Annotated in this window: 22 protein-coding genes; 13 read left to right on the top strand and 9 right to left on the bottom strand. The window is 75.1% G+C overall.

Translation table 11 applies throughout. From position 1 onward, the window contains the following. Position 1: 1 nt before the first annotated feature. Positions 2-550, top strand: coding sequence for an HD domain-containing protein (locus WMF26_RS45980; RefSeq protein ID WP_437334341.1), 549 nt, complete (start codon positions 2-4; stop codon positions 548-550). 87 nt (positions 551-637) lie between these two features. Here the strand turns inward: WMF26_RS45980 and WMF26_RS45975 are convergent, their stop codons facing one another. Then, on the bottom strand, positions 638-2,077 hold the full coding sequence (locus WMF26_RS45975; RefSeq protein ID WP_437997871.1) for an FAD-binding oxidoreductase: 1,440 nt from the start codon (positions 2,075-2,077) through the stop codon (positions 638-640). A 403-nt stretch (positions 2,078-2,480) separates the two neighbouring features. Here WMF26_RS45975 and WMF26_RS45970 point away from each other — a divergent pair, with 403 nt between their 5' ends. Beyond that, on the top strand, positions 2,481-2,867 hold the full coding sequence (locus WMF26_RS45970) for an SPW repeat protein (protein WP_061621380.1): 387 nt from the start codon (positions 2,481-2,483) through the stop codon (positions 2,865-2,867). Positions 2,868-2,883: 16 nt separating this feature from the next. Here WMF26_RS45970 and WMF26_RS45965 read toward each other — a convergent pair whose 3' ends face one another. The 7 genes from WMF26_RS45965 to WMF26_RS45935 form a co-directional block, all read right to left on the bottom strand. Beyond that, positions 2,884-4,089: an exo-beta-N-acetylmuramidase NamZ family protein gene (locus tag WMF26_RS45965; protein ID WP_061621381.1), complete on the bottom strand. Its 1,206-nt coding sequence runs from the start codon at positions 4,087-4,089 to the stop codon at positions 2,884-2,886. 79 nt (positions 4,090-4,168) lie between these two features. After that, on the bottom strand, positions 4,169-5,635 hold the full coding sequence (locus WMF26_RS45960; RefSeq protein WP_437997870.1) for a trypsin-like peptidase domain-containing protein: 1,467 nt from the start codon (positions 5,633-5,635) through the stop codon (positions 4,169-4,171). 360 nt (positions 5,636-5,995) lie between these two features. Beyond that, complete coding sequence (gene truA / locus WMF26_RS45955) at positions 5,996-6,913, bottom strand: tRNA pseudouridine(38-40) synthase TruA (RefSeq protein WP_437997869.1); 918 nt, start codon at positions 6,911-6,913, stop codon at positions 5,996-5,998. Positions 6,914-6,934: 21 nt separating this feature from the next. Beyond that, positions 6,935-7,363: a hypothetical protein gene (locus tag WMF26_RS45950; RefSeq protein WP_437334336.1), complete on the bottom strand. Its 429-nt coding sequence runs from the start codon at positions 7,361-7,363 to the stop codon at positions 6,935-6,937. A gap of 10 nt (positions 7,364-7,373) precedes the next feature. Continuing rightward, a complete protein-coding gene (locus tag WMF26_RS45945; protein ID WP_061624378.1) occupies positions 7,374-7,916 on the bottom strand; it encodes an AgmX/PglI C-terminal domain-containing protein in 543 nt (180 codons plus the stop codon). 250 nt (positions 7,917-8,166) lie between these two features. Continuing rightward, positions 8,167-8,712, bottom strand: a complete 546-nt coding sequence (gene rsmD / locus WMF26_RS45940) for a 16S rRNA (guanine(966)-N(2))-methyltransferase RsmD (RefSeq protein ID WP_020741190.1) — start codon at positions 8,710-8,712, stop codon at positions 8,167-8,169. Positions 8,713-8,761: 49 nt separating this feature from the next. Continuing rightward, the gene (locus tag WMF26_RS45935) at positions 8,762-9,877 is read right to left on the bottom strand and encodes a PEGA domain-containing protein (RefSeq protein WP_437997868.1); all 1,116 of its coding nucleotides are present in this window, start codon (positions 9,875-9,877) and stop codon (positions 8,762-8,764) included. Between the two features lie 224 nt (positions 9,878-10,101). Between WMF26_RS45935 and WMF26_RS45930 the strand changes: the two genes are divergently transcribed. The 4 genes from WMF26_RS45930 (at position 10,102) to WMF26_RS45915 (ending at position 13,436) form a co-directional block, all read left to right on the top strand. Next, entirely contained in the window at positions 10,102-11,526 is a 1,425-nt protein-coding gene (locus WMF26_RS45930; protein WP_437997867.1) for a phosphomannomutase/phosphoglucomutase, read from the top strand. Further along, a complete protein-coding gene (gene prmC / locus WMF26_RS45925; protein ID WP_437997866.1) occupies positions 11,523-12,407 on the top strand; it encodes a peptide chain release factor N(5)-glutamine methyltransferase in 885 nt (294 codons plus the stop codon). Before WMF26_RS45930 ends, prmC begins: the two co-directional genes overlap by 4 nt. Before the next feature lie 190 nt (positions 12,408-12,597). After that, positions 12,598-12,981, top strand: coding sequence for a phage holin family protein (locus tag WMF26_RS45920; RefSeq protein ID WP_061624383.1), 384 nt, complete (start codon positions 12,598-12,600; stop codon positions 12,979-12,981). After that, complete coding sequence (locus tag WMF26_RS45915; RefSeq protein WP_437997865.1) at positions 12,978-13,436, top strand: hypothetical protein; 459 nt, start codon at positions 12,978-12,980, stop codon at positions 13,434-13,436. The genes WMF26_RS45920 and WMF26_RS45915 overlap by 4 nt, the downstream gene beginning before the upstream one ends. A 25-nt stretch (positions 13,437-13,461) precedes the next feature. Here WMF26_RS45915 and WMF26_RS45910 read toward each other — a convergent pair whose 3' ends face one another. Further along, a complete protein-coding gene (locus WMF26_RS45910; protein ID WP_437997864.1) occupies positions 13,462-14,271 on the bottom strand; it encodes a hypothetical protein in 810 nt (269 codons plus the stop codon). Between the two features lie 500 nt (positions 14,272-14,771). Here WMF26_RS45910 and WMF26_RS45905 point away from each other — a divergent pair, with 500 nt between their 5' ends. The 7 genes from WMF26_RS45905 to WMF26_RS45875 all read left to right on the top strand — a co-directional run bounded on the left by WMF26_RS45905 (position 14,772) and on the right by WMF26_RS45875 (position 24,992). Further along, on the top strand, positions 14,772-16,901 hold the full coding sequence (locus WMF26_RS45905) for a prolyl oligopeptidase family serine peptidase (RefSeq protein WP_437334330.1): 2,130 nt from the start codon (positions 14,772-14,774) through the stop codon (positions 16,899-16,901). 250 nt (positions 16,902-17,151) lie between these two features. Next, a complete protein-coding gene (locus WMF26_RS45900) occupies positions 17,152-17,961 on the top strand; it encodes a hypothetical protein (RefSeq protein ID WP_437997863.1) in 810 nt (269 codons plus the stop codon). An 18-nt stretch (positions 17,962-17,979) separates the two neighbouring features. Next, on the top strand, positions 17,980-21,303 hold the full coding sequence (locus WMF26_RS45895; RefSeq protein ID WP_437997862.1) for a hypothetical protein: 3,324 nt from the start codon (positions 17,980-17,982) through the stop codon (positions 21,301-21,303). A 133-nt stretch (positions 21,304-21,436) separates the two neighbouring features. Next, a complete protein-coding gene (locus WMF26_RS45890; protein ID WP_061623295.1) occupies positions 21,437-22,060 on the top strand; it encodes an OmpA family protein in 624 nt (207 codons plus the stop codon). A 350-nt stretch (positions 22,061-22,410) separates the two neighbouring features. Continuing rightward, positions 22,411-23,322, top strand: a complete 912-nt coding sequence (locus WMF26_RS45885; protein ID WP_437997861.1) for a DUF2894 domain-containing protein — start codon at positions 22,411-22,413, stop codon at positions 23,320-23,322. Between the two features lie 13 nt (positions 23,323-23,335). Continuing rightward, on the top strand, positions 23,336-23,779 hold the full coding sequence (locus WMF26_RS45880; protein ID WP_061621195.1) for a hypothetical protein: 444 nt from the start codon (positions 23,336-23,338) through the stop codon (positions 23,777-23,779). A 394-nt stretch (positions 23,780-24,173) separates the two neighbouring features. Beyond that, on the top strand, positions 24,174-24,992 hold the full coding sequence (locus tag WMF26_RS45875; RefSeq protein ID WP_061628207.1) for a Stp1/IreP family PP2C-type Ser/Thr phosphatase: 819 nt from the start codon (positions 24,174-24,176) through the stop codon (positions 24,990-24,992). The last annotated feature ends 34 nt before the right edge of the window (positions 24,993-25,026 follow it).

The raw sequence follows: 25,026 nt of genomic DNA, 5'->3' as shown, positions 1-25,026 counted from the left end.
GATGGGCATCCTCCTCAAGCGCGCGCTCGACCAGGCGGCGGTCTGGCACCGAGCTCAGAAGCGCAAGTATCCGAACGCCGACGTCCCCTACATCAGCCACCTCGCCGGCGTCGCGGTCCTGCTCGCGCGCCACGGCTTCGACGACGAGGTGGTCGCGGCCGGCGCGCTGCACGACGCCATGGAGGACCAGGGCGTCACGTTCGACGAGCTGCTCCAGCACTTCGGCGAGCGCGTCGCCACGCTCGTCCGCCACGTGACCGAGCAGGACCGGGCGCTGCCCTGGGAGGACAGGAAGCGCCTCTATCTCGAGGCGTTCCCCAAGAAGCCCTGGGAAGCGCAGGCGATCACGCTGGCCGACAAGATAGACAACTTCCAGTCCATCATCGTCTGCTCGCGCGAGCACGGCGACCCGTGGTCGATGTTCAAGCGCGGCAGGGACGCGCAGATCGCCAGGTTCGAAGAGCTGCGCGCGATGTCCCGGGCGCTGCCGCCGCACCCGCTCCTCGACGAGTACGGCGCCGTGCTCGACGAGCTCCTGTCGACGGGCTGAGCCCCCCGGACCGCCGGCCGCGCGCGGGCCGCCGCGCGCGGGCCGCCGCGGCGATCCGGGCGAACACCTGCGCTCCGCGCGGCGCGATCACGGCGCGGCGCGCTCGTCCGGCGCGCCGCCCTGGGCCGCGCGGCCTGCGGGCAGCTCCGCCGCCTCCGGCGGAGCGGGCGGGATCGACCGGGCGAAGCGGAACACCTCGCGCGGATCCCACCGCGCCTTGATGGCCGCGAGCCGCGCGGCGTTCGGGCCGTAGTAGGCCGCGAGCCAGCCCTCGACCTCCGCGTCGACGTAGTTGATGTAGGCGCCGCGCACGTGGGGCAGCATCGCGCGGCGGAGGCCCTCGACCCAGGCGACGCACTCCGCTTCTTCCGCGGCCGCGGTCCAGTAAGCCTGGTATTGGAGGCTCCACAGCGCGCGCCGGTGCGGGAACGCCGTCGCGTCGGGCGCGACCCGGCCGACGGCGCCGCCATAACCGTCGAGCTGGACAAGGCACTTCGGGGTCGGCGCGCGCGAGAGCGCGGCGGCGAGGGTCGCGATGGCCTCGGCCCCGAAGCGCTCGTACGCATAGGCCGACGTGTTCTTGTAGCTCGCCTGCTCCTGGCGCGGGTGCACCGTCCATCGCTCGGGATCGCCGCCGAGCCCCCCGAGCCGGCCCACGGCGTTGAGGTAAGGCATGGTCTCGATCGACGCGCTGGAAGGCTCGGCCCCGCGCGTGGAGGAGAAGAGCGGCTGGATCAGCCGACGCAGCTCCTCGCCCCGCCCGAGGAGCTGGCCCATGCACGAGATGTCGCCCGAAGCTGCCGCCGGGAGCTTGAGGATGCACGTCAGTCGCTCGTCGGCGTGCGGCGCGAACGTCTGCCACGCCTCGAACACCCGCTCGAGGTCGGCCCACGGCCAGGAGATCCTGAAGATGGAGACGTCGGAGATCGGGTGCGTCTTGAACGTGAAGGAGGTGACGATGCCGAAGTTGCCGCCCCCGCCGCCCTGGCAGGCCCAGAGGAGCTCGGGGTTGTCCTCCGCGTCGGCCCGGACCACCTCGCCGCCCGCGGTGACCATCTCGACGGCGAGGAGGCTGTCGCAGGTGAGGCCGAGCGCGCGGGAGAGGAGGCCGAACCCGCCGCCCAGCGTGAGCCCCGCGATGCCGACCGTGGGGCACGAGCCCGCAGGGAGGGTGACGCCGACCTGCCAGAGCGCGTCGTAGACGGTGATGAGATCCGCGCCTGCGCCGATGACGGCGATCCCGCGCTCGCGGTCGACGCGGACGCTCCGGAGGTCGCTCACGTCGATGACGAGCCCGTCGTCGACCACGGAGAACCCCTCATAGCTATGCCGCCCGCTCCTCGCCCGGATCTCCGCGCCTCGCGCGGTCGCCCAACGAATGGCATTCACGACGTCCTGCGCGTCCTGGCAAAACACGATGGCGCGAGGAGATCGCGAGAAGCGCGCGTTGTGCACCTCGCGCGCGTCGTCGTAGCCGGGATCGCCGGGGAGGACGACACGGCCGGTGAGCCGCGGCGCCGAGCTCATGACCGGCGCTTCGCCCGCGCGCAGGTCAGATTGCGCGGCGCGGCAGCCGCGCGCGCTGCCCGCCGGCCGACGCGAGATCCGGCCTGCATGCACGGAACCTGCGCCCCGCGGGGGTCGCGTCAAGCGCGGCCGGCCCCACGCCCGCCCGCGCCGGCCGCCGCCCCGTGCCGGCCCCGCCCCGTGCCGGATCGCGCGCGCGCGCGCACGCCGCGCTCCCTCCCTGTGAGCACGCGCTCGCTCCCCGTGAGCACGACAAGCACCCTCGCGCCCGTCCCGGACGAGGAATAACCGCCCTGCTCTCCGGGGCGCGCGGCGCCACGCCGCCGGCTGCGCGCGCGCTGACGACCGCTCTCCGGCACATACGATGCACCGCCGTGCGGGGAGCTCCTCCAAGGAGGGACCGATGAAGCTGATGTCTCCCCGACTCCATGGGTACGTCGACTACGCGATCGTCGTCCTGCTCGCGCTCGCGCCGCTCGCGCTCCGCTTCGGGCCGGTGCCGACGGCGGTCTCTTATGTCACCGCCCTGACGCACCTCGTCGTGACGCTGCTGTCCGATCAGCCGCTCGGCGCCGCCAGGAAGATCCCGTTTCCGGTGCACGGCGCGCTGGAGTCCTCCCTCGGGGTCGGTCTCATCGCCTCGCCCTGGCTGTTCGGCTTCTCCGCCGAGGGCCCGGCGCGGATCTTCTCCGTCGTCGCCGGGCTCGCGATCGTGCTCGTCGTCCTCACGACGAGGTACGCGGCCGGCGTCCTCTCCCGGCCGGAGCCCTACGATCGCTACGATCGCTGAGCCGCGCGGGCGCCGCTCAGCCGGCGGCGGCGAGCGCCGCCTGCGCCTCGCGCATCACCTCGGGCCAGGCCGGATCCGGGCGCGACGCCTCCAGGGCGATCGCCAGCGGATCCTCGCCGGCCTCGATGGCGAGGCGCGCCGCGGCCGACCCGGTGAGCAGATCGAAGGCCGGGATCGTGTCGACGTACTCGTAACGCTCGGTGCGGAACCGGAACTGCTCGGGCTGCTGCCGGTGGGCGAACGCGGTGAGCGCGAGGTAGGTCGCGACCGGACGGAAGGTGCGCGGGTCGGTGACGTGGATCTGAACGCCGCCGCAGGTCTTGCCGGCGTGCTTCTGGAAGGTCGGCCGGAAGGTGAGCGGCCGCGCGATGAACCCGAGCAGCCCCGTGGACGCGAGGCGCGCGGCGAGATCGCGGCCGTCGAGCCAGGGCGCGCCGACGATCTCGAAGGGGCGCGTCGTGCCGCGGCCCTCCGACAGGTTCGTCCCCTCGATCAGGCAGCCGCCCGGGTAGACGAGCGCGGTGTCCGCCGTCGGCATGTTGGGCGAGGGGAGGACGAACGGGCGATCCCACTCGGCGGCGAGCGCCTCGCGGCGGTGCTCCTCGACCGCGACGACCTGCAGGCCGCAGGCGACGTCGCCGAGCGGGATGCCCTCGCGCCGCGCGAAGAGCGCGACCAGCTCGCCCGCCGTGAGCGCGTGGCGGATCGGCACGGGCTCGAGGCCCACGAACGAGAGGAACCCCGGCGCCTGCGTCGCGCCCTCGACGCTCTCCGGCGCGCAGCCGATGGGGTTCGGCCGGTCGAGCAGCACGACGTGCACGCCCGCCGCGTGGGCCGCCCGCAGCGCGAGCAGCGCCGTCCAGACGAACGTGTAGTAGCGCGCGCCGACGTCGGCGAGATCGATGAGGAGCAGGTCGATCTCCGCGAGATCCTCGGCGGAGGGCGAGAGATCCTCGAACCTGTCGCCGTACAGGCTGACGATGCGCGCGCCGGAGCGCGCGTCGACGGCGCTCGTCACGGCCGCCATGTCCTGCGCCTCGCCCCCGTAGCCGTGCTCCGGGCCGAAGTAGAGGCGCGGGCGCACGCCGAGGCGCTCGAGGACGAACGCGATGTGGGTGAGCTCGCGGTCGACGCTCGCCGGGTGCGCGAGGACCCCCAGGCGAGCCGACCGGATGCGCTGGAGCTGCGAGAGATCCGGGAGACGGTCGAGTCCGACGTGCACGGTACCCTGACTACCAAGGCGAGCGCGGGCAGTCCATTTGTCCGCGTCGGATTTTCCGGGGGCGTTGCGCCGGCGCGGGTCAGCGCTTGAGGGCGGCGTAGAACGCCGCGCCCCGGCGCTGCACCCGGACGAGGAGCTCGCCGTCGCGCGCGGCCTCCTCGACCTCGGCGGCGGTGGGCGCGCGGCGGCCGTCGGCCTCCAGGATCACGTCGCCCGGGCGCAGCCCCGCGCGCTCGGCGGGCGAGTCGTCCGCCACGAAGGCCACGCGCGCCAGCGAGCGGCCCTCGCCGCGCTCGCCGCGCTCGCCGCGGTCGCCGCGCTCGGCCGGCGCGTCGCGCAGGGTGAGGCCGAGGCCCGTGTGCGGGGCGGGCGCGCGCTGGACCGGCAGCGCCGGCGGCGGCGGCTCGTTCCGCGCGGCGAGCGTCACCCGGGTCTGGTACCGCTGGCCGCCGCGCGCGACCTCGAGCGCGAGCGTCTCGCCGACGTTGTGGTTGAAGAGCTCGCGGATGACGTCCTGCGCGTCGCGCGTCGGCCTGGCCGCGACCGACGTGATCACGTCGCCCGGCTGGAGGTTCGACCTGGCCGCGGGGCCGCTCGGGTTGACGGCGTTGACGAGCGCGCCGGCGCGGGGCGCGTTCGGCATCACCGCCGCGAGCTGGGGCGTGAGATCCTGGAGCCCGACGCCGATCCAGGCGCGCTCGACGCGGCCGTGCCGGAGCAGCTGCTCGGCCACGCGCCGGGCCATGTTCGCCGGCACCGCGAGCCCGATGCCCTGCCCGCGGCTGACGATCATCGTGTTGATGCCGAGCACGCGGCCGTCGAGGTCGACGAGCGGGCCGCCCGAGTTGCCGGGGTTGATGCTCGCGTCGGTCTGGAGGTAGTCCTCGACGTCGTTCACGCCGACGCCGCCGCGCCCCTTGGCGCTGAGCACGCCCGTGGTGACCGTGTGGCCGAGGCCGAAGGGCGAGCCGATCGCGACCACCCAGGCGCCGACGCGGGCGGCGTCGCTGTCGGCGAACGTGGCGGTGGGCAGGTCCTTCGCGTCGATGCGGAGCACGGCGAGATCGGTCGCGGGGTCGCGGCCCGCCACGCGGCCGGCGAACATGCGGCCGTCGCGGAGCCGGACGGTGATCGCGCGGGCGCCGTCGATGACGTGGTTGTTCGTGAGGATGCCGCCGTCCGGGGAGAAGATGACGCCCGAGCCGAGCCCGCGGCGCTGGCCGCCGTCGCGGAACCAGCGCAGCGGCGAGGAGACGTCCTCGCCGACGGCGACCTCGATCTGGACGACCGCGGGGCCGACCTTGTCGGCGACGTCGGCGAACGCCTCGCCGAGGCGGCGCAGATCGGCGGTGCCGGCGGCCGCGGCGGCGCTGGAGGCGGCGGCGCGGGACGGCGCGGGCGAGGGCGCCGCCTTGGGCAGCGCGGAGGGCGCCCGGACGGTGGGCGCCGGCGCCGGCGCTGCGGACGGCTGGGCGCCCGCGAGCGACGGGAGCGAGAGGGCAGGGACGAGCAGGGCGAGGGATGCAGTCAGCCGACGCGAGTTCATGCTTCCTCCAGCGCGTGGGAGAGGGCCTGTCCGCGGTCCGCGGAGCGGGGGGCCTGGCAGCGAGGCAAGAGGTAAGACGGGAAGCGCTCACGAACGCAACCTCCTGGCGTGCGGAAAGCGCGCGGGTCGCGGGGACGCGCCGGGTCGGGCAGCGTGCCGCCTCGGGCTGTGCGCAGGTCCCAGCTCCGCCCGCCAGATGTCCGGCCAGGGATCTGGGAGAGATTTCAACGCAAAGGCGCAAAGAGCGCAAAGGCGCAAAAAAACAAATGCATTTTTGCGTCTTTGCGCCTTTGCGCCTTTGCGTTGAAATCTCTCTCCTCTCGCGAGGCAGATCCCTGGCAGGACTTGTGATCCGCGGTCCTAGGCCCCGGCGCCCGCTTCGGGCCCCGCCCCCGCATCGTCCGCCGCCGGCGCGGCGTCGTCCGCCGCCGAGGCGCCCTCCGGCACGGCGTCGTCCGCCGAGGAGCCGTCCGATGGCCCGCTGGGCCAGGGATCCTGGCCGTCGTCGCGCAGGTGGATGTGCTCCAGGTAGAGCCCGTCCGGCGGCGCCGTGATCCCGGCGTCGCGCCGGTCGCGTGACGCGAGCGCGCGGGCGATCGCGCCGGGGGCGAGGTGGCCGCGCGCCACGTCCATCAAGGTGCCGACCAGGATGCGCACCATGTTGTGCAGGAACGCGTTCCCCTCGACGTCGATCCGGACGAGGCGCGGATCCGCAGGGTCGAGCGACAGCTCGATGCCGTACAGCGTGCGCACCGTGGTCGTCCGCTCGTCCGCGCTCGTCCGGAACGCCGCGAAGTCGTGGGTGCCCTTCGCGGCGAGCGCCTCGGCGCGCGCCCGCTCGATCGCTTCGTCCGTGAGGCCCTCGACCCGCCACGCGCGCCGGCTGAGGAACGGATCGCGGACCAGATCCCGGAGGATCAGGTAGCGGTAACGCTTGCGGAGGCTCTCGAAGCGGGGCGAGTACCCGACGCGCACGACGGCGGCGCGACGGATCACGATCTCATCGGGCAGGTGGCGCGCGGTGGCGAGGACCCAGCCGCGCGGCGGCAGCGGCGCCGCCGTGTCGAAGGCGACGCGCTGGTCGCGCGCGTGGACGCCCGCGTCGGTGCGGCTCGCGCCGCGGATCTCGCGGATGGCCGGATCGATGGCGCGCAGCGCGCCGAGCAGCTCGCCCGCGACCGTGCGCTGGTCGCGCTGACGGGCGAAGCCCGCGAACGGGCGCCCGTCGTAGGCGACCGAGAGCAGGATCCCCCGCGTGGAAGCGGCGCTCCTCGCCACGGCGCGATGGATGCGCGCGGCCTAGCCGCCGCTCCCCCCGCCGCCGCCCGAGCCGCCGGCGCCCGCGCCGCCCGAGCCGCCAGCGCCCCCGCCGCCGCCCGCGCCGCCGTCGCCGCCCGAGCCGCCGCTCCCGCCGTCGCCGCCGCTGCCGCCGGAGCCGCTCGCCGACGTCGTGCTGGCCGAGGCGGTCAGGGACGCATACCCCCTGGCGCACGCCTCGTTGACCATGCCCGCCTCGTTCTTGCAGCACTCCGCGGGGGCCGCCCGCTGGCCGTCCACCATGCAGTACGGGAGCTGATGGCACCCGCCGGGGATCGTCACGATCCCGTGCTCGGGGTCGAGGTTGTCGTTGCAGCTCGGGGTGGTCCCCTCCTCGACGCGGCACGCGGCGCTCTGCAGCGCGAGCGCGAGGAGGAGCAGGCTGGCCATCCGGAGGGGGAGCATTCGCATCGGCTGCTTCCTATTGCTTGATGGTGAAGTTGATCGGAACGTTCACCACGACGCATCCGCTCTGCGGCGGAGGCAGTGATTTGCCGCGGAAACGCCCCAGGACGCAAGACGAGATCTCGCCCGACCCCACCGTGTCGTTGAGAATCGAGGCGCTGCACACCGCGCCCGTCGAGGCGACCTGCACGCTCACCGTCAGCTTGCCGGAGACCTCCGAGGTGCGCAGCGCGCGGTTATAACAACCTTGCGCCGAGCGAGCGAGCCCGAGGACGGCGGAGTCGAGCGCGGGCGAGCTGGCGCCGTCGCCGCACTTGGCGGAGCACGGCGACTTGCCGGTCGTCGCCGGGCCCTGCCCCGAAGCGACCTTGCCAGCGTCCACCCCGGCGTCCTCGACCTCTTCGACGGGCGGCGGCGGCGGGGGCGCGAAGAGCGGCGGCGGCTCCGCCGGCTTCGTCTCGGTGCGGGCAGCGGCGGTGGGCGCCGCTGGCGGCGCCTCCGGCTCCGGGCGCAGCTTCCAGTAGAGCAGGCCCGCCGTGAGCGCGGCGAGGACGACCATTCCTGCGATGTAAATCCCAGAATTGCTAGATTTTCCAGGAATCTGCTGGGACGACGGGGGCATCGATGCGGACACGTTGAGAAGTCCTCCCGGAGAGGCGCGCGGGGCCGGCCGCGTCGGCGGGCCCTGTGCGCCGGAGCCGAGACGCGGGCGCGCCCGGCGGGGGCGAGTCTACAAGGGTGGCCAGGGAAGCGCGCCAGGAAACTGGATGCGCCCCGGATGAACATGTTGGCTCCACGCGGACGGCCGTTCAGCGCGCGTAGAACGACACCGCGGTGTCACCGTAGGTGCGGACCGCGGCGCAGGTGAGCCCGGCGATCTCCGGGGAAGGATCGCGGCGCGCGTGCTCGAGGACGAGGCGCCCGGCCGGGGCGAGCAACCCGAGCGGCCCGGCGAGGCGCGCGGCCGCGGCGGCGGCCTTGGTCAGGGCGGCGTACGGCGGATCGAGCAGCGCGAGATCGAAGGGGCCCTCGTCGGCGAGCAGGTCGAGCGCGCGCTCGACCGGGAGCGGGACGACGCGCGCCGCGTCCGCGAGGCCGAGCGCGGCGAGGTTCTCGCGGAGCGTGGCGAGCGCGGGCCGGCCGCTCTCGACGAAGACCGCGCGCCGGGCGCCGCGCGAGAGCGCCTCGATGCCGAGCGCGCCGGTGCCGGCGTAGAGGTCGCAGACGAGCGCGCCGGTGACGTCGCCGAGCGAGGAGAAGAGCGCCTCGCGCACGCGGTCCGCCGTCGGCCGCGTGCCCTCGCCGCGCGGCGCGGCGAGCCGCCGCCCGCCGAGCCGGCCGGCGATCACCCGCATGATCGTCGCCCCTCCCCGGGCTCCCGGCGCGCGGAACGGGCGGCGCGGCTCACCAGCGGTAGGTCACGTCGAGGCCGCCCGCGCCGAGGCCGACGCTGGGCTGCACGGTCCAGCCGGTGCGCTCCCCGCTCCGGCTGTCGCTCGTCACGAGCAGGTAGGCGCCGAGGCCCGCGGAGACCACGGCCAGCGGGTAAAAGACGTACTGGAGCCCCATGAACGTGTCCGTCTTCTCGCAGAGCCGGATGCCCGCGTCGGCCGTCCTCGCGTCGGCGGTGATGTCGCCCCGGACGGCCTCGCGCTGCTCGGGCGCGCACACGTCGCCGACCTCGGTGGTGAACAGCGCCCGGTAGGCCTTGTACTGCGGGTCGCTCTGGATGCTGGCGACCTGGACGGAGCTGATGACGGCGACGGTCCCGAACGCCGCCCCCGCGCCGAGGCCGATGAACCCGCCGATCCGCTTCCAGTTGGACTGCGACGGCTCGGCGGGCATCTGGCTGAGCGCGAGGTCGGTCGTGTTCACGGGCACGACCACGACCGACGCCTCGGAGTCGAGGAACCCGGCCGATTTCACGCGCACCCGGTGCGGCCCGGCCGTGACCGGGAAGGTCCCCTCGCCGTTCTGCACGTTGCCGGCCGGCTTTCCGTCGATGAGCACGCTCGCCTGCGCGGCGCCCGTCCTCACGCGGAGCGACCCCATCGGCGGTCCGCCGGTCAGCGACGCGATCGCGTCCGCCGCGATCTTCCGGAGCGGCTCGTCGTTGGCCTCGGTGAGGTTCGCGCTGTACTTCACCGGGACGCTCGAGGTCGGCTTGCCGCGGGTCCAGAGGTTCAGCGAGCCCTCCACGTTGGTGTCGCTCTTGCGGAGCACGCCCCAGAGGTAGCGGTCGCTCCTGATGTGGTCGGCGATGCGCGTCTGGCAGCCCTCGTCGGGCACATCGGGGCACTGCAGCGAGAGCGTCAGGACCTCGAGCGAGAAATCCCCCTCGCCGACCGACCACCCCCGGGCTTCCTTGATCGCGGAGCGGAGCGCCTGGGTCAGCGCGCCCGCCTGGTCGTACGCGTCGTCGGTCCGGATGGCGACGACCGTGATCGGCAGGGCGGCGGGCGACGGCTCCGCCGCCCGCGCGACCTCGCTGCGGGCGAGGCAGGCGGAGAGGGCCAGCATGGCAGCGAGACCGGTTCTCTGTACGCGCGTCATGATGCGGTGCTGGGCTCCACGGGGCCCAACTTACCCGGCCGGCGGCCAGGAACGCAATCTGGTGGGCCGGCGAGCCGGAGGCCCGCGCCGCGGCGAGCGTTTTTCGTTTCACCCACGATCGCGCCGTGTCAGAGCATCCTCCGCGCCGGCCCCCGCTGCAGCGCGTCGCCGAGCGTTCCTCCGCGTGGTCTATGAAGGTCCCCCGAACCATCTTCCGCGAGTACGACATCCGCGGCGACGCCGAGCGCGACCTCTCGAGCGAGCTCGCCCGTGAGCTCGGCGCCGCCTTCGCCCTGCTGCTCCGCCGCGAGCTCGCCGCCGGGGCCTCGTCCGGCGGCGCCCGCCCGCGGGTCGCGGTCTGCCGGGACGGCCGCCTCTCGAGCGAGCGGCTGTTCTCCGCGCTGACGGAGGGCCTGCTCGCGGGCGGCGCCGACGTGACCTCGGCCGGCGTCGGGCCGACGCCGCTGCTCTACTTCGCCGCGCACCACCTCCACGCCGACGGCGCGATCATGATCACCGCGAGCCACAACCCGGCGCCGGACAACGGGTTCAAGCTCATGCGCGGCAAGGCGTCGTTCTTCGGCAAGCAGATCCAGGCGCTCGCCGATCTCATCGAGGAGGGCGCCGCGGGCGCGCCGGCGGCGGCGGCGGCGAGGGGCGCGCTCACCGAGGTCGACCTCGCGGCCGACTACATCGAGGCGGTGCGCGCCGCGGCCCGCCTGTCGCGCACCGACGTGCGCTTCGTGGTCGACGCCGGCAACGGCGCGGCCGGCCCGCTCGGCGTCCGCACGCTCAACGCGCTCGGCTTCTCGCCGGACGCGCTCTTCTGCGACATCGACGGCCGGTTCCCGAACCACCACCCGGACCCGACCGTGCCCGAGAACCTCGAGGCGCTCCGCGCCCGCGTGCTCTCGACCGGCGCGGCGCTGGGCATCGCGTGGGACGGCGACGGCGACCGCATCGGCGTCGTCGACGAGCGCGGCGAGGTGATCTGGGGGGACAAGCTGCTGCTCCTGTTCGCGCGGTCGCTCCTCGCGGAGCGCCCCGGCTCGGCCGTGCTCGGGGAGGTGAAGTGCTCCGAGACGCTCTACGCGGACGTTGCCGCGCGCGGCGGGCGCCCCATCCTCTGGAAGACGGGCCATTCGCTCATCAAGACCAAGATGAAAGAGGAGGGCGCCCTGCTCGCGGGCGAGATGAGCGGGCACATGTTCTTCGCCGACCGGTGGTTCGGGTTCGACGACGCGGTCTACGCGTCGGTCCGCCTGCTCGAGATCGTGGCCCGGGCGCAGCGGCCGCTCGGCGAGCTGCTCGCGGACGTGCCGGAGACCTTCGCCACCCCCGAGATCCGGGTCGACTGCCCCGACGCCGTGAAGTTCGAGGTCGTGCGCCGCGTGACCGAGCACTTCCGCCGCGTCCGCCCGGTCGTGGACATCGACGGCGCGCGCATCGACTTCGGCGGCGGGGCGTGGGGCCTCTGCCGCGCTTCGAACACCGGTCCGATCCTCGTGCTGCGCTTCGAGGCCCGTTCGGTCGCCGATCGCGACGCGATCCGCGCCGAGGTCGAGGCCGTCGTCTCCGCCGCCGTCCGCGACGCCGTCGCCGCCCCGCTGCCGTGACAAAGCCCGACGTCGAGCCGCAGAACGAGCCCTGGACGATCCGCCGCGTGATCACGTGGGCCTCGGGCGATCTGAGGAAGCGCGGCGCGTCCTCGGCGCGCCTCGACGCCGAGCTCCTGCTCGGCAAGGTGCTGGGCATCGACCGCGTCGGGCTGCTCATCGACGCCGAGCGGCCGCTCGACAGGGCCGAGCTCGCCGCCTACCGGGAGCTGCACCAGCGCCGCCGCGCCGGCGAGCCGGTCGCCTACCTGCTCGGTGTGCGGGAGTTCTACGGCCGCCCGTTCCGCGTCGATCCGCGCGTGCTCATCCCGCGCCCCGACACCGAGATCCTCGTCGAGGTCGGCCTCGCCCGGACGAGGGGCCTCGCGCTCTCCGCGCGCGTGCTCGATCTGTGCACCGGCTCCGGCTGCGTCGCGGTGAGCCTCGCCTGCGAGCGGCCCACCAGCCGCGTCCTCGGCATCGACATCTCGGACGGCGCGCTCGCCGTCGCCCGCGAGAACGCCCTCCGCCTCGGCGCCGTCAACGCGGGGTTTTTGCGCTCGGATCTCTTCGCCGGCGTGCCGTCCGGCCTCCGCTTCGACCTGATCACCGCGAACCCGCCGTACATCCCGGACCAGGACGTGGCCGCGCTGCAGATCGACATCCGCGGCTACGAGCCGCACCTCGCGCTCGCGGGGGGCGCGGACGGGCTCGCCTTCACGCGCCCCATCGTCGCGGCCGCGCCGGCGCGGCTCGCCGGCGGCGGGGTGCTGGCGGTGGAGGTCGAGGCGGGCAAGGCGGGTGAGGTCGCCGAGCTCTTCGCGGCGGCGGGGTTCGTCGACGTCGCGAGGCACCTCGACTACGGCGGCCACGAGCGCGTCGTCTCCGGCGTCCTGCCCTGATCGCCCGCCGCGCCGGGCGGACGCGGGCCGGCGGCCGCGCAGCGCGCGCGCGCCTGCGCGAGGATGGGGCTGGCGTGCCGTATGCACCGCGTGGCGCGGTCGGAGGCGGGGGCTCCGCGGCGAACCGTGCGCTGGCGGCTGCCTGCTCCGCTCCCGAGCGCGTTCATCCTGTGAGGCGGAGAGGTGTCCCATGAGGCAGGTGGATCCCAGGCCCGAGAGCTCGACGGCCGATCTCGTGAAGGAGGCGATCGCCGAGGCCAGGGAGCTGATAGAGGTCGAGGTCGCGCTGGCGCGCGACGAGATCAACCAGGAGATCTCGCGGGCGAAGACGTCGGGCGTCGCGCTCGGCGCGGCGGCGGCCGCGGCGCTGCTCGGGGTGGCGCTGGTGCTCGTCGCGATCGCGCTGGCGATCTCGCCGGGGCCGCTCCCGGCGCTGCTGATGGGGCTCGCGCTCATCGCGCTCTCGGTCGTGGTGGGCGTCGTCGGCTACGGGCGCGCGCCGAGGAGGCCGCTCGAGCGGACGCGCGGCCGCCTCGGGTCGGACGTGCGGCTGGTGCGGGAGCGCGTCGTATGAAGGGGTTGAACGGTCAGCGGGAGGAGTTCGAGCGGAAGGCGGACGAGCTGCGCGACCGGCTGCTGCACACGATCGAGGCGATCGATCGGCGGCGCCACGCGCTCCTCGACGTGAAGACCCAGGTGCGCCGGCACGGCCCCGGGGTGGCGGCCGGAGGGCTGGTGCTCGCGATCCTGGGCGGGGCGGCGGTGATCGCGCTGGTCCGGGGGGCGCGGGCGCGCGACGAACGGCTGCGGGGCGAGCGCGTCCGCGCGCTCGTGCGCTCGTGGCAGCACCCGGACTGGGTGGCGGCGCGCGGGAAGCCGAGCGTGCCGCGCGAGATCGGGCGGAAGATCCTGGTGGGGGCGCTGTCTTTCGCGGCGATGCAGCTCATCCGGCGCGGGATCCGGCTCACGCTGGCGCCGCCCAGGCAGGAGGCGCTGATGCGGCGGCGGGCGCCGGAGCTGCAGGCGTAGACCACGAGATCAGGGCCCGAGCGGGTCAGGGCCCGGTATAGAGGGCAGTGCGCCAGCCCAGGTAGAACCCTGGCTGGCGGACGGACGTGCTCCAGGTGTAATCGGCGTAGAGCCACGGGCCCATCGACACCTTCCAGAGCCGGATCCCCTCGTAGAACACGCCGCCGCCGATGCGGGCGGGGAGCGCGCCGTCGATGACGTCGGCGTCGCTGCCGTCCGGCGTCGTGTAGGCCACGCCGGTGCCGGCATCGACGATGACACCCACCTCTCGCCAGCGCTCCCCGAGCGAGAAGAGCGGGAATACCTCGGTGTGGAACATGACCCCGCCCGCCAGGGCGCCATGATCCGCGGCGCTCAGGCCGTGCCCACCGAACGCGAGGCCGAACGTGAGCCAGTCCGCGAGCACCCCGCCGAGCCAGACATAACCGCCGCCGCCGATGCCGACGCCGGTCTCGGTGTAGTAGCGTTCGTATCCTATCTTCTGAACATCGTTGGGGAATCCGGCGGCGCTGCCGAGCGCGAGGCCCCCCGCGATCCCGGCGGCGAACCCGCTGCGCCGCACCGCCTTCCTGGGCGCGAACAGCGGGTCCACGATGGGCGCATCCTCGGCAAGCCGCGGGGCCGTGTCGGGTTGCCGATCCGCGCCGCCGGGGTCGGGGACCGCATTCCCCGGCGGCGGCGCGGCCGCGGCGGCGGTGCCGGCGTCCCTCGCGGGCGGCGGGCTCTCCGCGCCTCCGGGCGCCGCCTCCTGCGCCGACGCGGTGGAATGGAGCAGGCCGAGGCCGAGGAGCGCCGGCAGCGCGGCCGCACGCCGCAGGGGGAGGGACGTCGCCATGGGCTCCCTTTCCTATACGATGACGGGGGCCTCCGGCATCGCAATCCGATGGCCTTTCCCGATCGGCGCGCCGCCCGACGCCAGCGCGGGCGCACCCGGGCCGCGCTCTCTCGTCGTGGACGCGCGGGCCGTCGGCGCGCGTCGGCGCGCGTCGGCGTGCGTCGCCGCGCGATTGCCGCAGCATCCAGCCCTGCGACGGACCGCATGTCGGGACAGAACGAGAAGCGTGCTTGAAGCGAGTCCATCGGAGATCCGGTTCGCCGGATGACCTGCCGGCGGCGCGCGGCGGCGCTCGCCGGGGGCCGTCGCGGCCGTCGCGGCCGTCGCGGCCGTCGCGCGCGGAGCGCTCGATCCTCGAGCGCGCGCGGCGAACTCGCCTGCCCCCGTCGCCTGGGGCACGGTATGCTCGCCGTCCCATGAAGGCCTCTCCCTGCCTGCTCCTCACGGCGCTCCTCGCTGGCGCCTGCGGAGGTGCCAAGGCACATCGAACGGGTCCCACCATGATCGCAAGCTCCTCTCCGCCCCCCGCAGCGGCCAGCGCCGCGCCGACGCCCGCCGATCCTCACCGCCCCGCGTACCCGACCACCCGCGCCGTTCCGGTGAAAGACGCCGTCCAGGGAGTCGAGATCACCGACCCGTACCGCTGGCTCGAGGACGGCGGCGCGCCGGAAGTGAAGGAGTGGATGCAGGCTCAGGACGCGTTCACCCGCGCCGAGCTCGCGCGGCTCCCCGAGCGGGACGCGATCGCGTCGAGGCTCAAGCAGCTCTTCTACATCGATGCGGTGTCCGCGCCGCGCCACCGCAAGGGGCGGTATTTCCTGAGCCGGAGGCACGCGACGAAAGAGAAGTCGATCGTCTACTGGAAGGAAGGAAAGAGCGGCGAGGAGCGCCCGCTGCTCGACCCGAACAGCTGGTCTGACGACGGCAGCGTGTCGCTCGGCGGGTGGGAAGTGTCGTGGGACGGCAAGAACGTCGCCTACAAGGTCCAGAAGAACAACTCGGATGAAGCGACCCTCCATGTGATGGATGTCGCGTCCGGCAAGCGCTCCGAGGTGGACGTCATCGAAGGGGGCAAATACGCGTACGCGTCGTGGACGCCCTCCGGCGACGGCTTTTATTACGTCTGGCTCCCGACCGACCCGTCGATCCCGGTCGCCGATCGGCCCGGCTACGCGGAGGTGCGGTTCCACCGGCTCGGCCAGGATCCGAAGCAGGATCGCGTGGTGCGCGGCAGGACGGGCGATCCGAAGACCTTCCTCGGCGCGCTCGTGTCCAAGGACGGCCGCTTCCTGGTGCTCACCGTCGCCCACGGGTGGACCTCGACCGACGTCTACTTCCGCGATCTCCGCAGGCCGGGCGGTCAGGCCGTGGACAAGCCGCTCGCCGTGGGGCGCGACGCGCACTACAGCGTCGAGGTCTACAAGGATCGGTTCTACGTCCACACCGACGAGGGCGCGCCGCATTACCGCCTCTTCGAGGTCGACCCGGACAGGCCCGAGCGCGCCGCGTGGAAGGAGATCGTCCCGGAGCGCCCCGACGCCATCCTGGACAGCGTCTCCATCCTGGGTGGGCACCTCGCGCTGAGCTACCTCAAGGACGCCTCGAGCCGGGTCGAGGTGCGCACGCTCGACGGCAAGCTCGTCCGCGAGGTCCCGCTGCCCGGCATCGGCACCGTGGGCGGCCCGTCCGGGCTACCCGACGAGGACGAGGCGTATTTCTCGTTCGAGTCCTTCACCTCACCCCAGGCGATCCACGCGACCTCGATCAAGACGGGCCGGACCGAGCTCTACACGCGCATCGAGGTGCCGGTCGACCCGTCGCCGTTCACCGTCGAGCAGACCTTCTTCCCGTCCAAGGACGGCACGAAGATCTCGATGTTCATCGTCCGCCGCAAGGACATGAAGAAGGATGGGAGCTCCCGCGCGCTGCTCTACGGCTATGGCGGGTTCCAGATGTCGCAGACCCCGGCGTTCACCGCCTCGATCTACCCGTGGCTCGAGCGGGGCGGGGTGTACGCGCTGGCCAACCTGCGGGGGGGCGGCGAGTACGGCGAGGCGTGGCACCGGGACGGGATGCTGCTCAAGAAGCAGAACGTCTTCGACGACTTCATCGCCGCGGCAGAGCACCTGGTCCGCGAGGGATACACGCGCCCCGAGCGGCTCGCCATCCAGGGCGGCTCGAACGGCGGCCTGCTCGTCGGCGCCGCGCTCACCCAGCGGCCGGAGCTGTTCGGGGCCGTCCTCTGCGGCGTCCCCCTGCTCGACATGGTGCGATACCACCTGTTCGGCTCCGGCAAGACGTGGATCAGCGAGTATGGGTCCGCCGACGATCCAGCGCAGTTCAAGGCGCTCTACGCCTACTCCCCGTATCACCACGTCAAGCCAGGGACGAGGTATCCGGCCGTCCTCCTGCTGTCGGCCGACAGCGACGATCGGGTCGATCCGATGCACGCGCGCAAGTTCGCCGCCGCGCTCCAGGCGGCGAGCGCGGGCGGCCCGGTCCTGCTGCGCATCGAGCGGAACGCCGGCCACGGCGGCGCGGATCTCATCAAGGCAGCCGTCGCGAAGGGCGCCGACCAGCTCTCCTTCGCGCTGTGGGCCACGAACGGGCAGGCGCCGACCAACAGGTGAGCGGCGCAAGGCGCGAGGGAGACAGGCGCGGCGGGCGCGAGGGACGGCGGGCGCAGGGCGCGCAGGCGCGGGGCGCGCAGGCGCGGGGCGCGCAGGCGCGGGGCGCGCAGGCGCGGGGCGCGCAGGCGCGGGGCGCGCAGGCGCGGGGCGGGGCGCGACGGACAGGCTTGCGGCTCCGCGCCGCGACGGCTAACAACGCGCGGCCGTGCGAATGCTTCACCCCGGAGCCGGGTCCTCGCGGCCCGGGCCTTTGATCTCGCGTCCCCTCGCAGCCGCCGCCTCGGCGCTGGCGGACGGGACGCGCGCGCCGCTCGCGGGGCTCTCGGATCCGGCGGCGGTCCTCGCCGGGCTCATGGATCTGCACGGGAGCGTCGCGCTCGCGCGCGAGCTCTCGCTCCTCGACCGGCCCGCCGCCCCGCCGCCCGCGGCGGCTTCCGGCGCGCGGGCCGAGGTCCGCGCGCTCGCCGCGGATCGCCTCGGCGAGCTCGCGGCGGCGCTCGACCACGTGTTCGCCACCCCGTTCCACCGGCGGAACAAGCTGCCCGACGCGGCGGCCGTGCTCGCGACGCTGGAGCAGACCGGGGTGCTGGCCGCGCGCGCCGCCCGCGAGCGCGGCGGGCGCCCGCTCGCGTCCGCGGCCGGCCAGCTCTGGGAGCCGTTCGGCGAGCTCGCGAGTCGCCTCCTCGGCCGCATCCGGCTCGAGACGCGCTCGCTGCGCGAGGAGCTCGCGCCGTCGCTGCGGGCGCTCGGTCCGGACGCGGCGCGGCTCGAGCGGCTCGACGCCGCGATCGCCTCCGCCACCCAGAAGCGGCGCGAGCGCGCCCTCGCGGAGCTCGTCCCCGGGCTGGCGCGCGCCTTCGCGCGGGGGCTGCGCGCCGCTGTCGGCACGCTGCCAGAGGTCGTCGACGTCGAGCACGTCGCGGCCTGGTTCGCGCAGGACGAGTGGCTCTGGCGGGAGCTCCAGCGGATGGAGCTCGTGGTCCAGGCGGTGCTTGCGCACGAGGCGGGCCGGCTCCTTTCGCTGGTCGACGGGGCTGCGGCGGCGGGCGCGCCGGCGTAGCCCGCGAGGGGCTTCACGATGCGGCTCGCGACGGCGCGGCAGTGGACGACGCGGCTCCTGGTCCTCCTCACCGGGGGCATCGGCCTCGCTTTGGTGGCGCGGGCGGCGGTCGTCTACCGCGCGACGGACCCGCTCGCGTACCGCCTCGTGCAGCTGATCGCGCTCGGGCTGGCGTTCGGCACGCTCGAGCTGTTCGCGCGCGCGGGGCGGGCCGCCCGGATCGAGCGCGAGCTCGCCGCGCTGCCGCGGCCGGCGACGCGCGCCTCGATCGAGCAGAGCAGCGCGCCGCTGCGCGCGCTGCTCGAGGCGCGGATCGCCGGCGCGGCGCTGCCTCCGGCCGGCGCGACGTTCGCGTCGTACCTCGTCGGGCTGCTCGTGATGATCGGGCTGCTCGGCACGTTCCTCGGCCTGTTCGAGACGCTGCGGGGGGCGCGCGAGGCGCTGACGCTGAGCGCCGACGTCGACGCGCTCCGGGAGAGCCTGGCCGCGCCGATGCAGGGCCTGTCGCGCGCGTTCGGCACCTCGGCGGCGGGCGTGTCGGCGTCGGCGATGCTGGGGCTCGCCGCGGTGCTCGTGCGCCGCGCCGAGGCGGGGGCCGCGGCCGCGCTCCACGCCTACGCGGCGGGCCCGCTCGCGGCGCTGACGGTGGCGGGGCGGCAGCTCGCGGCGCTGGAGGCGCTCGCGCGGCAGGGCGAGGCGCTCCCCGCCGCGGCGGCGTCGCTGCGCGAGGCGACCTCCCGGCTCGAGCGCCTCGAGGAGCGGCTCGTGGCCGTGCAGGTCGAGGGCGCGCGCCAGGCCGCCGCCTCGTTCGCGTCGGCCGCGGCCGAGATCCGCGGCGACATCGCGGCGGGCCTCCGGCAGACCGCCGACGTGGCGGCCGGCGTGGTGAGGCCCCTCCTGGCCGAGGCGGTGGAGCGCGCCGGCGCGGCCGCGGGCGGCGCGCTGCAGGCGGTCGAGCGGCGCCTCGACGAGGAGTCGCGCGCGCGGCGGGAGGCGGACGCCGCGTCGTCGGCGCGGCTGGAAGGTCAGGCGGAGCGGCTGGCCGGGGTGGTGGGGGAGGCGATCGAGCGGCTGGAGCGGGAGCAGGCGGCGCGGGCGGCGGAGGCTGCGGCGCGGCAGGCGGAGCAGGACGCGGCGCGTGCGGCGCACCTGACGGCGCTGGGGGAGGCGCTGTCGGGCCCGCTGACGGAGGCTGCGCGAGCGGCGCAGGCGGCGCCGGAGGCTGCGGCGCGGCTGATCGCGGAGGCGTCGGAGCGGCTGTCGGCGCGGGCGGAGGCGGACGCGGCGCGGGACGTTCGGCTGGACGCGCTGCTGGAGAAGCTGTCGGAGGCGACGGCGGCGATGGCGGGCAGCGCGCGGGAGCAGGCGGGGCGGGTGGCTGCGCTGGCGGAGGCGGCGGAGCGGAGCGCGGCGGAGCGGGAGGAGCGGGCGGAGGCGCGGGTGGCGGCGCTGGGGGAGGCGGCGCGTGGGCTGCTGGAGGAGCAGGCGGCGCGGCTGCTGTCGTTCGAGGAGCGGCTGGAGGGGGCGCGGCGGGAGGCGGCCGACGGGCTGGCCGAGCGGCTCAGCGCCCATGCCCGCGGGCTCGGCGAGCGGCTGGAGCGGATGGAGGAGGGGGTCGCGTCGCGGCTGGGGCAGCTGGAGGAAGGGGTCGCGTCGCGGCTGGAGCGGATGGAGGAGGGCGCGGCGAAGCGCCTGGAGCGGCTCGACCGGGAGGCCGCGGTGCGCCGGCGCGAGCTCGAGACCGAGTCGTCGGCGCGGCTGGAAGGTCAGGCGGAGCGGCTGGCCGGGGTGGTGGGGGAGGCGATAGAGCGGCTGGAGCGGGAGCAGGCGGCGCGGGCGGCGGAGGCTGCGGCGCGGCAGGCGGAGCAGGACGCGGCGCGTGCGGCGCACCTGACGGCGCTGGGGGAGGCGCTGTCGGGCCCGCTGACGGAGGCTGCGCGAGCGGCGCAGGCGGCGCCGGAGGCTGCGGCGCGGCTGATCGCGGAGGCGTCGGAGCGGCTGTCGGCGCGGGCGGAGGCGGACGCGGCGCGGGACGTTCGGCTGGACGCGCTGCTGGAGAAGCTGTCGGAGGCGACGGCGGCGATGGCGGGCAGCGCGCGGGAGCAGGCGGGGCGGGTGGCTGCGCTGGCGGAGGCGGCGGAGCGGAGCGCGGCGGAGCGGGAGGAGCGGGCGGAGGCGCGGGTGGCGGCGCTGGGGGAGGCGGCGCGTGGGCTGCTGGAGGAGCAGGCGGCGCGGCTGCTGTCGTTCGAGGAGCGGCTGGAAGGGGCGCGGCGGGAGGCGGCCGACGGGCTGGCCGAGCGGCTCAGCGCCCACGCCCGCGGGCTCGGCGAGCGGCTGGAGCGGATGGAGGAGGGGGTCGCGTCGCGGCTGGAGCGGATGGAGGAGGGCGCGGCGAAGCGCCTGGAGCGGCTCGACCGGGAGGCCGCGGTGCGCCGGCGCGAGCTCGAGACCGAGTCGTCGGCGCGGCTGGAAGGTCAGGCGGAGCGGCTGGCCGGGGTGGTGGGGGAGGCGATAGAGCGGCTGGAGCGGGAGCAGGCGGCGCGCGCGGCGGAGGCGGCGGCGCGGCAGGCGGAGCAGGACGCGGCGCGTGCGGCGCACCTGACGGCGCTGGGGGAGGCGCTGTCGGGCCCGCTGACGGAGGCTGCGCGAGCGGCGCAGGCGGCGCCGGAGGCTGCGGCGCGGCTGATCGCGGAGGCGTCGGAGCGGCTGTCGGCGCGGGCGGAGGCGGACGCGGCGCGGGACGTTCGGCTGGACGCGCTGCTGGAGAAGCTGTCGGAGGCGACGGCGGCGATGGCGGGCAGCGCGCGGGAGCAGGCGGGGCGGGTGGCTGCGCTGGCGGAGGCGGCGGAGCGGAGCGCGGCGGAGCGGGAGGAGCGGGCGGAGGCGCGGGTGGCGGCGCTGGGGGAGGCGGCGCGTGGGCTGCTGGAGGAGCAGGCGGCGCGGCTGCTGTCGTTCGAGGAGCGGCTGGAGGGGGCGCGGCGGGAGGCGGCCGACGGGCTGGCCGAGCGGCTCAGCGCCCATGCCCGCGGGCTCGGCGAGAGCCTCGAGGCGACCGCGGCGGTGGTGCGCGAGGCATCGGAGCTCGTGCGCGCCGGCGGCGCCGAGATGACGGCGGTGGCCGAGATGTTCACCGTCGCGGTCGACCGTTACCGCGACGCCAGCGATCGATGGCTGAACAGCCTCGGCGCGATCGAGGACGCGATCGAGCGCCGTGAGCACGGGGAGGCGACGGACCTCCTCGGCGCCTACCTCGACCAGACCCGCGAGGTCTTCGATCACTCGCTGCAATTTCAGCGCGAGCTGTTCTCGGAGCTGCGGGCGCTGAGGAGCAGGACGAGCTGATGGGCCGCTCCTCGCCTCCGTTGGCGCCCGGCACCTCGCGCCCCGAGGTCGTCTCCTTCTTCATGGAGCGCCGCGAGGGCGCGTCGCCGGTATCGGCGGCGCCCGTCGCGAGGAGAGCTCGGCCGTGTCCCTGATGCCGGCCGAGGACGAGGCGCCCGAGCAGGCCGCGGTGTGGCCGGTCTTCGGCGACCTCATGGCCTGCCTCTTCGGCCTGTTCGTGCTCTTTTTCGTGTGGGCGATCTCCTTCCAGGTCGATCTGACCCGCGATCTCGCCGCCGAGCGCGCCACGCGCGCAGCGGAGCGCGCGCGCCTGGAGGCGCTCGAGCGCGCGCTGGCCGGACCGCTCGCCGAGGGGAGGATCACGCTGACGGAGGGGCGCATCGGGATCCGCGGGAGCATCCTGTTCGAGCTGAACTCGGCCGAGCTTCAGCCGGAGGGGATCGCGCTGCTCCGCGCTCTGGCCGATCCGCTGAAGGCGTACCTCGAGCATCATGACGAGCTGATCATGGTGAGCGGCTTCACGGACGACCGGCCTCTCACGAGCTCGTCCCGCGGCTATGCCGACAACTGGGAGCTCTCGGCGCAGCGCGCGCTCACGGTGACGCGCGCGCTCGCTACGGCGGGCGTTCCCGAGACGGCGCTGTTCGCGGCCGGTTTCGGCGAGCGGCACCCGGTGGCGCCCAACGATACCAGCGAGAACCGGGCGAAGAACCGTCGCGTGGAGATCTCGCCCATTCCACGGCGGAGCGCGCCCTGATGGCGTCCACGTCGGATTTTTCTCCGGCGGTGGTGGAGTCCGAGGACCGGCAGCGGCGTCTTCAATCCCAACCCCGGTCGGTCGACGGGTGTGAGCCTCAACCTCGGTCGGGGCGCCGCCAACCGCATCCGCGTCCACCGCAACCCCGGTCGGCCGCGGCGGCTCAACCTGGGTCGGCCGCGGCGGCTCAACCTGGGTCGGCCGCGGCGGCTCAACCTGGGTCGGCCGCGGTGCCGCAACCTGGGTCGGCCGCGGCGGCTCAACCCGGGTCGGCCGCGGCGGCTCAACCTGGGTCGGCCGCGGCGGCTCAACCCGGGTCGGCCGCGGCGGCTCAACCCGGGTCGGCCGCGGTGCCGCAACCCCGGTCGGCCGCGGCGGCTCAACCCGGGTCGGCCGCCGCCCCCCAACCCGGGCCTCCCGCCCCCGCCGCCGCGCGCCTCGCCGCCCTCCGCGCCGCCGGCGCCCCCCGCTTCGATCCAGCCGGCTACCGCTTCATCGAGGCGCTCCTCGAGCGCGCCCGCGCCCTCGACGGCGCCGCCCGCGCGCGCCTCGACGCGCGCGCCTCGGCGCGGCTCACCGCCTTCGAGGCCGCCTTCCACCGCGCCCGCGCCGACGCCGAGGCCCAGCTCCGCGCCCTCGCCGACGCCGGCATCCCCGACGACGGCGCGCTCGCCGCGGCGCTCTCGCTCGGCGACCTCCCCGCCGTCGCCAGGGCCGCGCGCCGCCGCCTCCGCGCGCTCGCCGCCGAGCGGCAGACGACCGCCGTGCCCTCGCTCGCGCGCCTCCGCGGCGAGATCGCCGCGCGCGACGTGCGCCTGCCCGAGCCGCTCGCGCGCGATCTCGCCGAGCTCCCGTGCGACGGCGATGTCGTCGAGCGCCGGGTGAAGCGGCAAGCCCAGGCGCTCAGCAACGCCCTCTCCACGGCGCTGTTCCACGAGTCGCTGGTGAGCGCCCGCGCGACGCTCGCCGTCGCCCGCGCCGCCGACAACGTGCCCGAGGACGCCGGCCCCTACAACGCCCAGGTGCTCGCCGCCCGGGCGCTCTGCGCCGCCGAGCGCCTCTCCGCGCACTACCTGCGCGCGCTCGTGGCCAGCCTCCAGGACCTCGGCGCCCTCTCCGCCGCGCTCGAGCCGCAGCCCGCCAAGCCCACCAAGCCCGCCCGAAAGAAGGCCGCCCCGCGGACCGCCGGCGACGCCGCCCCGCGCCGCGGGTCCGGCCGGTCCGTCCGAAAAAAAGAATCCCTTTTTCGCGGATCGCGTTAGGTAAGAAGTCGCCATGCCCCGCTCGCCAGGCCGACTGCTCGCCGCCCTCGCGCTCTCCCTGCTCGCCGCCTCCTGCTCCTCCGCGCCCGAAAAGGCGCCGAGCGGGCCGGCGACGCCGCCCCTCAAGCAGTGCGGCACCGAGGTCGTCAAGCGCGCCAACGGCTACAACGGCGCGGCGCGCGAGTGCATCTGGCAAGCGTACAAGAAGCGCGAGCCGTCCGAGTTCACGACCACGCGGTACACCATCGAAGGCGACCCCGTCACCTACCGCCTCGAGGTCACGCTCACCGGCGTCGTGGTCGTCGTCGACAGCAAGGATCGCTACGCCCTCCAGGGCGTCTTCCGCCACACCTGCCGCAACCTCGAGCGCATCATGCAGGAGGGCTCCGAGGACCGGTTCGGCTTCGCGCTCAGCGCGTGCTCCGGCGGCGGCGCCGAGCGGCTCGCGGTCCCGTGACGCGCCCGCCGCGCGCGGGCAGGCTACGCGCCGCTCGGCCCGGCCGCCCGCCGGCCCGGCGCGGCCCTGCCCGCGCCGCGGCAGCCGCGCCGCCGCAGCGCCAGACGTTGGAAACGGAACGCCGACGCGCGCGCCGCGCGAGGCGCCGCCGACCCCCGCGCGGACAGCCGCGGGCGGGCGCCGCCCGAGGCCCGATCTGGTGGACGCGACCGATCCTTGCCGCGTAGGCTCGCTCGAAGCAGTTGAAGCGGGCAGCCACATGAGCAGACGATGCGTTCTGTGTCGCGCGATCGGTTCGATCCAGGCGCCGGAAGGGCGCGGATGACGGAGGATGCGCGCCCGTCGTTCGGCAGTTCGGCAAGGCGCGCCTGCGAGCGCGCCGGAGGGGAGCGCCGTGCAGCGTCACCTCGTTTTTGAAGCCGCCGGGATCACCCATCCTGGCATGGTCCGGGACACGAACGAGGACAGCTTCGCGATCCTCGAGTCGCGGGGGCTGTTCCTCGTGGCCGACGGCATGGGGGGGCGCGCCGCCGGGGAGGTCGCCTCGCGGATGGCGATCGACACCGTGCGCGATTTCTTCGACGACCCGGACTCCACCTGGCCTGTCGCGGTCAGCGTGGGGCCGCCCACGACGCGGGGCTCCGAGGCCCGCTACGTCGATCAGGGGCTCCCGCTGCTCGTCGCGGGCATCCAGCTCGCGAACGGCCGCATCTTCTCCGCGGCGCGGCGCGACCGGGAGAAGCGCGGCATGGGCACCACCTTCGCCGCCGCGCTCGCGCGCGACGGCTTCATCGCCATCGCCCACGTCGGCGACAGCCGCGTCTACCGCCTCCGCGATCACCGCCTCGAGCAGCTCACCCGCGACCACTCGCTGGTCAACGAGTGCATCCGGCTCGGCCACCTCCTCCCCGAGCAGGCCAGCTCGTTCCCGCTCCAGCACGTGATCACCCGCGCGCTCGGCACCGACGAGGCGGTCGAGGTGGAGACGCGCATCGACGCCGTCGAGAGCGGCGACGTCCTGCTGCTCTGCTCGGACGGCCTGTCGGGCGTGGTGCCGGCGCAAGATATCGCAAGTATTTTGGGGGAGCGCGCCGACCTCGCCGAGATCACCATGCGGCTCGTCAAGCGCGCCAATGAGAACGGCGGCCCCGATAACGTCACCTGCGTTGTCGTGCGCTGGCGCGCCGCTCCAGGCGGCCCGGCCAGGCGCTGAGCTGCGCGCCTCCCTGATATGTGGCGCAGCGCGC

Origin of the sequence: Sorangium sp. So ce185, assembly GCF_051526825.1 — a bacterium.
GTDB lineage: Bacteria > Myxococcota_A > Polyangia > Polyangiales > Polyangiaceae > Sorangium > Sorangium cellulosum_D.
This window is presented reverse-complemented; position numbering and strand designations above follow the sequence as displayed.

What these genes read in the sequence shown, in the direction of transcription:
- WMF26_RS45890 (WP_061623295.1), top strand. Translation starts at nt 21,437, where the DNA reads ATGCCGGCCGAGGACGAGGCGCCCGAGCAGGCCGCGGTGTGGCCGGTC.
- WMF26_RS45880 (WP_061621195.1), top strand. Translation starts at nt 23,336, where the DNA reads ATGCCCCGCTCGCCAGGCCGACTGCTCGCCGCCCTCGCGCTCTCCCTG.
- WMF26_RS45920 (WP_061624383.1), top strand. Translation starts at nt 12,598, where the DNA reads ATGAGGCAGGTGGATCCCAGGCCCGAGAGCTCGACGGCCGATCTCGTG.
- WMF26_RS45915 (WP_437997865.1), top strand. Translation starts at nt 12,978, where the DNA reads ATGAAGGGGTTGAACGGTCAGCGGGAGGAGTTCGAGCGGAAGGCGGAC.
- WMF26_RS45980 (WP_437334341.1), top strand. Translation starts at nt 2, where the DNA reads ATGGGCATCCTCCTCAAGCGCGCGCTCGACCAGGCGGCGGTCTGGCAC.
- WMF26_RS45975 (WP_437997871.1), bottom strand. Translation starts at nt 2,077, where the DNA reads ATGAGCTCGGCGCCGCGGCTCACCGGCCGTGTCGTCCTCCCCGGCGAT.
- WMF26_RS45970 (WP_061621380.1), top strand. Translation starts at nt 2,481, where the DNA reads ATGAAGCTGATGTCTCCCCGACTCCATGGGTACGTCGACTACGCGATC.
- WMF26_RS45910 (WP_437997864.1), bottom strand. Translation starts at nt 14,271, where the DNA reads ATGGCGACGTCCCTCCCCCTGCGGCGTGCGGCCGCGCTGCCGGCGCTC.
- WMF26_RS45905 (WP_437334330.1), top strand. Translation starts at nt 14,772, where the DNA reads ATGATCGCAAGCTCCTCTCCGCCCCCCGCAGCGGCCAGCGCCGCGCCG.
- WMF26_RS45945 (WP_061624378.1), bottom strand. Translation starts at nt 7,916, where the DNA reads ATGGTCGTCCTCGCCGCGCTCACGGCGGGCCTGCTCTACTGGAAGCTG.
- WMF26_RS45960 (WP_437997870.1), bottom strand. Translation starts at nt 5,635, where the DNA reads ATGAACTCGCGTCGGCTGACTGCATCCCTCGCCCTGCTCGTCCCTGCC.
- WMF26_RS45895 (WP_437997862.1), top strand. Translation starts at nt 17,980, where the DNA reads ATGCGGCTCGCGACGGCGCGGCAGTGGACGACGCGGCTCCTGGTCCTC.
- WMF26_RS45930 (WP_437997867.1), top strand. Translation starts at nt 10,102, where the DNA reads ATGAAGGTCCCCCGAACCATCTTCCGCGAGTACGACATCCGCGGCGAC.
- rsmD (WP_020741190.1), bottom strand. Translation starts at nt 8,712, where the DNA reads ATGCGGGTGATCGCCGGCCGGCTCGGCGGGCGGCGGCTCGCCGCGCCG.
- WMF26_RS45950 (WP_437334336.1), bottom strand. Translation starts at nt 7,363, where the DNA reads ATGCGAATGCTCCCCCTCCGGATGGCCAGCCTGCTCCTCCTCGCGCTC.
- WMF26_RS45935 (WP_437997868.1), bottom strand. Translation starts at nt 9,877, where the DNA reads ATGCTGGCCCTCTCCGCCTGCCTCGCCCGCAGCGAGGTCGCGCGGGCG.